Below are 10,070 nucleotides of genomic sequence, written 5' to 3' on the forward strand. Positions count from 1 at the left end.
AGGAGGTACCAAGGGTGAAAAGCTGGATTTTTACAGGTAAGAGCGATAAAAGGGATCTGCTGCTGTACATTTGCAAGGTGCTGTCCGGAACAGGCAAAAGGGTGTTACTGGTGGACATGACCGATGGCAGAAAGTACCGTTATTTGGCCAGTAGCGTGAAAAATTGTATACCTCTTACCGAGTATAACGGGTTTGATATTTGTGATGGAATCACCGCCGCAGAACCTGAACTTTACGACTACTGTCTGTATGATCTGGAGACGATGCATTTTGGTTCAATTGAGATTTGGAAGCGGGTTGATGCCGTTATGTGGGTCACTTCATATGACCGCTATGAGGTGGAGAATAGCGCCGAGTGGTTCAGTCATTTGTTTCTCCGATGGCCTCAACTTAAATCGCTGCGGATTCAGCCGGTCTTTATACGAACGGTCGACAGCTTTTTGACCCCCGATTACATTATGGGCTATGTGGAGCACTTGCCTATTGAATGGAGTAAAGAGATGGTGTGCATTCCCTGGTGCGAAACTAATGAAATCGTGCAGATGGAGAATGAACATGCGCAAACTTTGCGGATGGGGCGAATCTCCAGATCATATAAGAAAGCGATTCTATCCTTGATCGTGAATCTCGCAGGTCTGTCTATGCCGAGTACGAAAAAAGCGCTGCGGTCGGCGGACAGGAGGAGGGCATGAGCAGGATCATCTTTTGGGATTACGGACATGAAGGATCGGCCGAGGTTGCCGCGGCGGCAGCGATAGGGATGTCTTTGACACATCCGGGAAGGATTCTGCTGCTGAATGAGGTTAAAGCCGGGACTAATGTTGAAGCTGGCTTCTCTCTGTCTGACCAATATCAGGGCAGGGGCGCTCTTCCGCTTACGGAATACGGGATTGACGCCTTGCTGCGTTTATCCGCCAATCAACGTTTAAGTGCAGCGAACTTCTCGGATTATACTCAACCGGTCATCAAAGGGAAACTGGATCTTGTTTCCGGAAGCCGAGAAGAATGTCTTGAAAATTCACATGAGTCAGGTGAGAAGCTGGGCCGTGTTTATGCCGCTGCGGAGCAGGCTTATGATTTTATTTTTACTGGAAGTCGATTTTCCTCCGGAGCTGTTGCTGTAGCAGGCCCGCATAATTTGCCGAAAGGACGGCTGCTTAGTGTCGCTGTACTTCGGCAAAATCGTTTGGAGCTGGAACGGTTTTTTGGTGATATGGTCAGTGAGACTAACGGAGCAAATGTCACGGATGCTATCGTGATTCAGCATTATGATCACCGTTCGCAATGGTCGGCTGGCAACATTCGAAGGCGGTTTGGCTGCAAGCTGCCGCTGTACGTCATTCCGCATAGCACGGAGTTTATGGATGCTTGGAATAACATGAATATCCTCCGATTTATCCGATTGCACCGGCTGTTACCGCGCAGGAGACCCGCGAAAGAAGGATTTATGTCGGGGCTTGCCAACCTTTGTGACGGCCTATATCGGCTCGCTGCTGGACGAGACGTATATTCTCGGGGCGGAGAAAAGGGGGCATGACCTTGAATGCAGCCGGATTAAATTTGATAGGAATCATCACTTTAGTTGCCGTCTGTTTGGCTTGTCTCTGGCTGAAGGCCAAGTCTTCAGGAGAATCTTTCTTACATCGTGCGCCTGGAAGGGATCGATATTCTTTTACGGAACTCATCGCTTACGTCAAGCATCAGATCCATGAGCTTAGCCGCAATCCCTCTAACGAATGGGGGATGAACGAGGAAGCCTGGAACCGAAAAGTAAAGGTTCGGGCCGAGCTTCGGCAAGCATTACGCGGCTGTACGTATGGCGACCAGCAGGATAAACGTTACGTTAAATCCTTTATTCGCGATTTGCTAGTAAGAGGGTACGGTATCTCGGAAGAAAATATAGACCTTATTATTCCATTCCGCGACCGGGAACGATTAAATGCGCAAGACAGATTTGAAATTGTGCTGTACTTATACAGAAGACGGCATGGGGAAATGGCCTTATCCACGCTGATCGAAGACTATGACTTGGACCAGCCGAAGTGCCGGTCCGACGAAGATGGTACAGGGATATTTGAAATTAATGCTGAGGATGTGGACTCGGTTTTTTACAGGGAGTATCGCCTGCTTTCATTTCCCGAGAAGCTGGACCTGGTCGTTCAGCGGGTCTATCAAATGTACAAAGGATTTTCCGTGATCGACGCGATTCGGGAACAGAACATTGACGGGGTGAGCGGAGGAGTCAGCGGGATTCCCGGGAATCAATCCCTTTGGCAACGGATAGAGGATGAAATCGAACCGGGAGGGCCGGAAATTCCGCTAGATCAGGACGGAAGGCAAATAACTCGCTCCTGGGACAGTGTTTGGATTTTTTATAAAGGTAAAAGCATACGTTTATCCTTCTTATCTTTCGGAAGTGAAGCCGAATTGAAACGGGTGTGTCAGAACATTTACAAATTCAATTTGCCGGGTCAGTTATCCGAGGCTAACGGATTTAAAGTAAACGAGTTGAAGGACGGCTCCCGGGTCGTTGTGGTGAGACCGCCTTTTGCGGAATCATGGGCATTTTTTGTACGTAAGTTCGACGTGAAGAACGCAGTCCTTGAAGGGCTTATTCAAGGGAATAACTCCAACCTGCCGATCGAACTGTTGAAATATCTGATGAAAGGAAGCCGGATTACCTCGATCACCGGTTCCCAGGGTTCAGGCAAAACAACGCTGTTAATGGCCATGATCAAGCATATTTATCCTTCTTACACTTTACGCGTTCAGGAGATGTCATTCGAGCTTCATCTCCGGAGGATTTATAGTACGAGAAACATTTTAACCTTTCGTGAAACGGAATACATATCCGGGCAAGCGGGATTGGATTTGCAGAAAAAAACGGATGGCACGGTCAATATCCTCGGGGAGGTAGCGACGGACGAGGTTGCGGCTTGGATGATACAGATGGCGCAAGTGGCAAGTTTATTTACCCTGTTTACCCATCACGCCAAAACCTTCCGCGACCTGATTGAATCCCTGCGAAATTCCTTATTAAAGACCGGCATGTTTAGGGATGAAAAGATTGCCGAATATCAGGTAGCGGGTGTGCTGGATTTTGATATTCATCTCTGCAAGGACTATCAGGGGAACAGATACATAGAACGAATTACGGAGTGCTGCCGTCTGAACGAGAGTTACCAGGAAAGGGTGATTGTCGAGTATCGTAACGGAGCATATGTACCTGTAAAGCCGATCTCTGCGCATAGCCTTAAGGAAATGTCCAAAGAGATGACACCGGAAGATGCAGCGGCCTTTGAAAGGTTTGCGGGTATGTATTGGAGGGAGGCCATTGGAGCTTAAGTCATTTCTCATGATTCTTGTCGGAATGTCATTATGCTGTTTTTTGCTGCTGCTCGGTTTGGGAAAATTAATTGCCAAACGAGAAGAGGAGCAGGGGTTATCGTTAGCTGATCGCGGACACCCATCGTCCCGCTTGATCCGCGGCGGATTGAATGTTCTTTTTCTGAGGTCCTATGCGTTATTCATGAAGCTGCCGCCGCTTAGATTTTATGTGTTGAAGGTTCGATTCCGCTTGTCCGTTCTCCAAGTTTATGACGAGTTTAGTTTACGAAGGCAAACGATCAAGATTGTTTATCTGATCCTGGGTACCCTCACATTCGTGATCGGCGTACTGACGGCAATGAATCTTAACTTGATCTTCTTTCTTTCCTTGTTGATAGCCGCCGTTGTCATTCAAGGTCTGATCCTGGACGGGTATATCAATCGGTTGGAAAAGAAGCTGCTGGAACAAATGCTAGATTTGTTCGGCGCCGTCAGGCTGGCCTATCACAGGCACGGTATGGTTGAAGACGCTATAGATGAATCCATCGAATCGGTTGGAGAGGAAATCGCTCTGCATGCTCATAGGATTTATGACGCTTTAAGTGATGTTAAACCGGATGAGGCGCTGGAGAAATATTATGAAGTCGCGCCAAACCGTTTTCTTCGAGCGTTTGCGGGGATATCAAGGATGATTATGGAATTCGGGGACCGCAAAAAGGATAAGGGTTCGTTGTATTTAAGAGGTCTGGCCAGCCTTACAGGGGAAATTCAGCTTGACTTGATTCGTCGAAGTAAGCTCGATTATTTGCTGAAGGGGCTAAATTTAATTGCTTTAGTGCCGATTTTTTTTACCAAGCCGATTGAGATTTGGGCAAGGAGAAATTTTCCGCTCATGGATCAGTTTTATTTGAGTAAGGCAGGGATTCTGGCCAAGCTCGGGATTTTTCTGATCATTCTTATTTGCTATTTGCTGCTTCAGAAGCTGAAGAGTGAAGAGGAGACGGATTATAAGGCAGGTAGAAACCGGAATCCATGGGAATCAGCCTTGAGAAAATGGAGCCTTGTCCGGAAATGCTCGGCATGGTTCACCCCAAGGTTCAAATCTGCAGCCTATGAGCGAATTCATAAACTGCTGAAAGACAGTAATCATCACTTAAGTGTAGAAACGTTGCAAATCAGACGGCTAGTCATATTTCTGTTATGTGTGGTTATTACGACGGGTACTTTTTCTTATTTACATTTGAAGAGCCGGTCGTGGATTTTGAATGAGCCTCCGGCAAGCTATGTGTTTTTTGGAACTATGTCACAGGACGATGCTGAGGCTGCGGCGGAAATCGTCGACATGGACAAGCAGGTTATGGTGGAGACAGGGATGGATTCTAATAGAGAGTATGATCAAATAGCTGCCTCCATCACACAAGTAATGGCGGAAAGGGGATTACAGCCGAACGATAAACAGCTTGAGGCAACGGCGGAGCGTGTCATAGATAAATTGAAACGCTGGAACGCGGAGTATCTGAAATGGTGGGAGCTTCTCTTGTCGCTGATTGCCGGATGGATCGGATACTGTGTACCGGTCTGGACGCTGATGTTCCAGAGGAGGATGCGGCTTATGGATATGAGGCAAGAAGTGTACCAGTTTCATACGATGATTTCTATTCTGAAGGAACTGGAACGAATTTCTGTCGAAGAGATTTTGGACTGGCTGCATTCGTATGCCGTGATTTTCAAAATTCCACTGCAGAAATGTCTGCTCCATTTCGGGCATGGCGGCGAAGAAGCATTGAGGCAGATGAAGGAGGAGGCCGGGCTGGACGAGTTTAGGCAGTTGGCGGACAAGCTGCTTCTCGCTACGGAGAAAATAACGATCTCGGATGCCTTTGATGAGCTGGAGAGTGAGATGGCGTATCATTTTGAGCGGAGACGGCTCGATTATGAAAAATCGCTGGATACGAAAGCGGGGATCGGCCGTATCATCGGTTTTGCGCCGATGTATTGTCTTGTGTTTGCCTACCTGGTCATCCCGTTGATTTGGATGAGCTTTCAACAGATGGGCATTTATTTTGAGCAAATTCAACATATTTAACAAGGAGGTATTTTAATATGAACAACGCATCATCCGCTTTAAAGGTAGCGGCCGGTATTTTTTTGACGATCGCTCTGATCACTATTGTTGTAATCTTGTTTGTATCCGCCCAGGAAGCTACGAAAACAGCTCAAAACAATTTTTCCGATATTCAAACAGAACTGTCACAGGCCTCATTTACGGTTTATGACGATACGACAGTCAGCGGGTCCCAGGTCACGAATGCTTTGAGAAAATTCAAGGACCGGGAAGAGTTCGGTATTCAGATTAAGACGGGGAAAAACAGTACAGGCCAATGGTATGGAGACATTCTCAAAATCAACGGCACTCTGACGAACGAAGAATACGGTTCAGTGAGTGGCTCCAGCTTGGCGGATATAGGCAACACCTGGAACGAAAAGCTTAACGAATACGTCAATCCAAGCGGTAAATTCAAGGCAAAAGTGATCAAGGATAATTCCAATGTAGTTAGGGGACTGATCTTTACCCAGACTACGGTCACTCCTTAGCCGAGAAGCCGAATCACACATGCTGAAGAGCCTGAAAGATTTACTGTGGTTAGGTACGGCGGTTTCCTTAACTCTTGGAGCTGTATTGTTTACCCTTGATTTTACACGTAGTTATGATGGCCTTTTACAAAATTTATCCTCTTTCATTCAAACGCACAAGCGAAGTGTGACCCTATCGGGAGCCGGCTTAAGCAACGAAGCATCGAATTTCGATACATATACAGGATTGGATATATTATATGGCCTGCGGGGCTGGAAGTTGGAAGGGGCGGAAGTCTCGATTAACGGCACTGTGATTCCGGATGCCAAAGATGATGGAGCATTGCCTTCCGGTCTCTATGATCAAGATCTAGGATTGGCCGTAGCTTTGCTGGACTTGGAGGAAGATTACAAGGCATACTCCCAGCTCGATAAGCAGGGGCGCTTGGTTAAGATATCTTTTAAATTAAAGTGAAGGGGCCGAAGTATGGGCAATGCTTTATCGAAGATCGCGGCGGCCATCCTGGCGGTCGTTCTGATCTTTCTTTTTCCCGCCGTCCAGTCCGCTCAGCGTCAGGAAGATATCAGGGTATTGTCGGCTTATAACACGCTTGTCCAGTTTACGGATGCCGTAAGAAGCAAAGGGTATGTCTCTGCGGAAATGTACGAGGATTTTTCGCGTGAGCTGGAGACCACAGGCGCGGCTTATGACATCGAACTAGAACACCGCCATAAGAAATATCATCCCGAATATAAGGACCCCGCCGATCCGACAACATTTATGGACGAATTCAGCGTGGTCTACGATTCAAATTACACATCAGACATCCTTAAAATGTTGTTTCCTTCAGCTCTCCCTGCGGGTGGGCCGGTTTTAAGAAAATATAGGTTGGAGGCCGGGGATTATTTGAGTGTAACTTTAACGAAAGTGTCACGGTCCCCGTTGGAGGTTCTGTCAGGTTTTATCTATGGCACGGCACCAGAAGGCGGCCAAACGAAGCATTTGTCCTACGGAGGCATGGTGTTGAATGAAGATTACTGACTGGGCTGTCATTTTTGTACTGATCGCAGGTCCGTTGCTATGGATTTCAAGTTGGAATACGGAACAGCTTAGAGAAGCTAATCGGCTTGAAATCAAGTACAACTCGGTTTTAAAGACGGCTGCTCAGGATGCAGGAACCCTGCTTAATCGTAACGAGTCGCAGCATTATGAATCGGGGTACGGATCCGCAAAATTCATGCGGGCCGACAAAGAAGCGGGGTTGGCGGCTTTAAAGGAGACCTTGGCACTGAATTTCGGTATCGCTGACGATCCGCTGGCGATGCAAGCTTTTATGACGTATATTCCTGCTGTAGTGGTTATTGATTATGACGGATATTACATCTATGCGATGGAAGAACTGACAGGGGCAGACGGCTATCCTATCGCCGAACATCGCTGGCTTCCCAAGAAGCCATATGTATACCGGGACCGGGAAGGGAATAGTCTATCTTTTACCTTGGATCAGCGGGTTACTGTTGTAAATCCCGTTACGGGGGAGTCGGTAACCGGGTTGCGGGAGACTGTTGGCTCCGAGTGGATTATTCCGGTTCTTCAGAATGAGGAAGCCTTCGAGCAAGTGAGAAGATCGGTAATCGTCCGGAGTATAGAAGATGATCTAGCGGGTATCATTCATCGTCATAATGAAATTTCCCGTAAGCTCGGCGTGAGTTATACGTTTACGCTTCCGGTAATTCCCCAAGAGGAATGGAACAATACAGTCGATGACGTAGGTGTGCTTGTTTTCCTGCAAGGGATTCCTGTCGGAAACCAATACTTTAACAATTATGCGCTCGGCGGCGGGAGACTGGTCAAGCGTCGGCCCGTGTACGGCGGCATACATCTGGAAACCGGGATCAAATATGCATTTAATGATAAGTGTCCGTTCCCTTTCCAACCGGTTGAAGTTTTCACGAATGCCAGAGATGCGGCAGCTTCCGGATATTTTGAAGTGGAATGTGGACAAGGAGTCCACTGATTATAAGTGCAGGATTCGTCCACGTAAGTTCACATTCATTACCGACAGAGTGGTTACGGCGTTCTTCTTCATATGCTAAAATTCGTAATAGAATGTAGCTGAAAGGAACGTGAAGCAAGAATGAAAGCTAATGAGGACCGTTATTCGCGACAGCAGTTGTTTCAACCGATAGGTCCTGAAGGGCAGCAGAAGCTTGCGGAGTCTTCGGTGCTTATTATCGGGGCAGGCGCCCTCGGAACGGGGATCGCCGAAACTCTTGCCCGCGCAGGTGTGGGGCGACTGGTCATCGCGGACCGTGATTATGTGGAGTGGAGCAATTTACAGAGGCAGCAGCTGTACACCGAGGCCGATGCGTTGGCCAGGCTGCCGAAAGCCGTGGCGGCGGAACAACGACTTCGCGCTGTCAACAGCGAAATTATAATCGAAACGCATGTCGTGGATGTAACTTATGAGGAGATCGAAGAGCTGATTAAGGATGTAAATGTGGTTATGGACGCCACGGATAATTTCGATACCCGGCTTCTGATCAATGACATCGCACAAAAATACGGAATTCCATGGGTTTACGGTGGCTGTGTGGGTAGCTACGGGATGACGTTTACGATTTTACCGGGCCAAACGCCATGTTTGAATTGTTTATTGGGGACGATTCCGCTTGGAGGCGATACATGTGATACCGTAGGTGTCATTCCGCCTGCCGTGCAGATCGTCGTTGCGCATCAGGTTACGGAAGCGTTGAAGCTGCTGACAGGTCATCCCGAGTCGCTTCGAGGCACATTGCTGACCTTCGATGTGTGGCGGAACGAGCAATCCTCAATCAAAGTAGGGTCCGCCAAACGGGAGGACTGTTTATCCTGCGGTACGCATCCGACTTATCCGTTTCTGTCCGCAGCAGGTACCCGTAAATCGGAGGTGCTGTGCGGTAGGGACACGGTTCAGATCCGGCCTGCCTTCAAACGGAAGCTTCCTTTACCCGAAATTGCCGCGAGATTTGAACGTCTGGGGGAAGGGAAGGTGGAGCTCAATCCTTTTCTGGTCTCCTACACGATCGGGGATCGGCGAATCGTCCTGTTTGAAGACGGAAGAGCGCTTATTCACGGAACGAAAAATACGGCGGAAGCCAAAGCGATATACGATCGGTATTTGGGCTGAATATTTCTATATTGTTAATGAACGGATTAATTTGGCAAACCATTCACGCACCTTGCGGAATGGTTTGTTTTTATTTTGACCATCTTAACGATAAGTGCATAGAACCCTCTATAAAGGAAGTTCGGAGATTAAAGGGCAGAGGCGGGAACTCATATGAAAGACATCGTGCTGCTGATGCAAAAAAATGATTTTGCAGCCACCCAAAGGCAATTATTTCTGGAACAGGCCGGATTTGAAGTTCGCCGTTGCCACGGCCTGGAGGATACGGCAACAGAACTGGATGAGGAAATGCCTGGCGTACTGCTGCTGAGTCCGGAGACCGGCAGCCGTGTTGTTTATGAACTGATGGACAGAGTTGGGGAGAATCCTCCATTCCCCGTCATGGTTATTTTGAAGGAATGGGATACGGATGAGATGGTCTCCTTACTTGAAGCAGGAGTAAACGAAGTTGTGGACATAGCGGTACCCAATATAGAATTTGAAGCAAGAATCCGCAGTCTGATCAGGCTTTTCCGTCGTTTTGCCGACGGTTATTTGACGGAGTTGAGGTATGAGGATCTTGTTATTGAATTGAAAGGGCGCAAAGCTTATCGGGATGGTGATCTGATCAAACTTACACCGAAGGAATTCGATTTGCTTAGATATTTAGTGAAGAGAGCGGAGCAGGTATGCCAGAGAGAGGCGATTCTGCAGGAGGTATGGGGATATGATTTTTCTACGGGAACGAACGTAGTGGATGTGTATATCCGACATTTGCGCAAAAAAATCGATAAGGGAAGATCCCGGAAGCTGATCCATACCGTCCGCGGAACCGGATACGTAATACAGTGATTCGCACAAAAAATAACCCGATAGAGAGGCTATCGGGTTTGATTACGGCTTTAGCCAGTTGAGCTCGCGAAGCGTGCGAAACAAAAAACCACCCGCTATGCGGGTGGAGGGATCGAAGGTTTGACCACCAAGACCATTCCGATAAAATTGAGATGTTCAGGCTCAACA

Annotated in this window: 10 protein-coding genes; all 10 read left to right on the top strand. The window is 47.8% G+C overall.

From position 1 onward, the window contains the following. Nucleotides 1-14 precede the first annotated feature (14 nt). Nucleotides 15-692 carry a hypothetical protein gene (locus KJS57_RS13260; protein WP_213655153.1) on the top strand — a complete coding sequence of 226 codons (678 nt, stop codon included), beginning with the start codon at nucleotides 15-17 and terminating at the stop codon, nucleotides 690-692. Continuing rightward, nucleotides 689-1,537, top strand: coding sequence for a hypothetical protein (locus tag KJS57_RS13265; protein ID WP_213655154.1), 849 nt, complete (start codon nucleotides 689-691; stop codon nucleotides 1,535-1,537). Before KJS57_RS13260 ends, KJS57_RS13265 begins: the two co-directional genes overlap by 4 nt. Then, a complete protein-coding gene (locus tag KJS57_RS13270) occupies nucleotides 1,534-3,345 on the top strand; it encodes an ATPase, T2SS/T4P/T4SS family (RefSeq protein WP_213655155.1) in 1,812 nt (603 codons plus the stop codon). Before KJS57_RS13265 ends, KJS57_RS13270 begins: the two co-directional genes overlap by 4 nt. Then, nucleotides 3,335-5,413 (top strand): hypothetical protein, encoded by a 2,079-nt coding sequence (locus tag KJS57_RS13275; protein ID WP_213655156.1) that lies wholly within the window; start codon nucleotides 3,335-3,337, stop codon nucleotides 5,411-5,413. The genes KJS57_RS13270 and KJS57_RS13275 overlap by 11 nt, the downstream gene beginning before the upstream one ends. A gap of 17 nt (nucleotides 5,414-5,430) precedes the next feature. Beyond that, complete coding sequence (locus KJS57_RS13280; RefSeq protein ID WP_211020636.1) at nucleotides 5,431-5,922, top strand: ABC transporter permease; 492 nt, start codon at nucleotides 5,431-5,433, stop codon at nucleotides 5,920-5,922. Nucleotides 5,923-5,941: 19 nt separating this feature from the next. Further along, entirely contained in the window at nucleotides 5,942-6,376 is a 435-nt protein-coding gene (locus KJS57_RS13285; protein ID WP_213655157.1) for a hypothetical protein, read from the top strand. Nucleotides 6,377-6,388: 12 nt separating this feature from the next. Further along, nucleotides 6,389-6,943, top strand: a complete 555-nt coding sequence (locus KJS57_RS13290; protein ID WP_213655158.1) for a hypothetical protein — start codon at nucleotides 6,389-6,391, stop codon at nucleotides 6,941-6,943. Further along, entirely contained in the window at nucleotides 6,930-7,919 is a 990-nt protein-coding gene (locus KJS57_RS13295; protein ID WP_213655159.1) for a hypothetical protein, read from the top strand. The genes KJS57_RS13290 and KJS57_RS13295 overlap by 14 nt, the downstream gene beginning before the upstream one ends. A gap of 120 nt (nucleotides 7,920-8,039) precedes the next feature. Continuing rightward, nucleotides 8,040-9,071: a thiazole biosynthesis adenylyltransferase ThiF gene (locus KJS57_RS13300; protein ID WP_213655160.1), complete on the top strand. Its 1,032-nt coding sequence runs from the start codon at nucleotides 8,040-8,042 to the stop codon at nucleotides 9,069-9,071. 153 nt (nucleotides 9,072-9,224) lie between these two features. Next, a complete protein-coding gene (locus KJS57_RS13305; RefSeq protein ID WP_213655161.1) occupies nucleotides 9,225-9,902 on the top strand; it encodes a winged helix-turn-helix transcriptional regulator in 678 nt (225 codons plus the stop codon). Nucleotides 9,903-10,070: the final 168 nt, after the last annotated feature.

The sequence above is a fragment of the Paenibacillus vini genome (assembly GCF_018403325.1).
Classification (GTDB): domain Bacteria; phylum Bacillota; class Bacilli; order Paenibacillales; family Paenibacillaceae; genus Fontibacillus; species Fontibacillus vini.

Coding starts and splice junctions, on each gene's coding strand:
- KJS57_RS13265 (WP_213655154.1), top strand. CDS start 689: ATGAGCAGGATCATCTTTTGGGATTACGGACATGAAGGATCGGCCGAG.
- KJS57_RS13270 (WP_213655155.1), top strand. CDS start 1,534: ATGACCTTGAATGCAGCCGGATTAAATTTGATAGGAATCATCACTTTA.
- KJS57_RS13280 (WP_211020636.1), top strand. CDS start 5,431: ATGAACAACGCATCATCCGCTTTAAAGGTAGCGGCCGGTATTTTTTTG.
- KJS57_RS13285 (WP_213655157.1), top strand. CDS start 5,942: ATGCTGAAGAGCCTGAAAGATTTACTGTGGTTAGGTACGGCGGTTTCC.
- KJS57_RS13290 (WP_213655158.1), top strand. CDS start 6,389: ATGGGCAATGCTTTATCGAAGATCGCGGCGGCCATCCTGGCGGTCGTT.
- KJS57_RS13295 (WP_213655159.1), top strand. CDS start 6,930: ATGAAGATTACTGACTGGGCTGTCATTTTTGTACTGATCGCAGGTCCG.
- KJS57_RS13300 (WP_213655160.1), top strand. CDS start 8,040: ATGAAAGCTAATGAGGACCGTTATTCGCGACAGCAGTTGTTTCAACCG.
- KJS57_RS13305 (WP_213655161.1), top strand. CDS start 9,225: ATGAAAGACATCGTGCTGCTGATGCAAAAAAATGATTTTGCAGCCACC.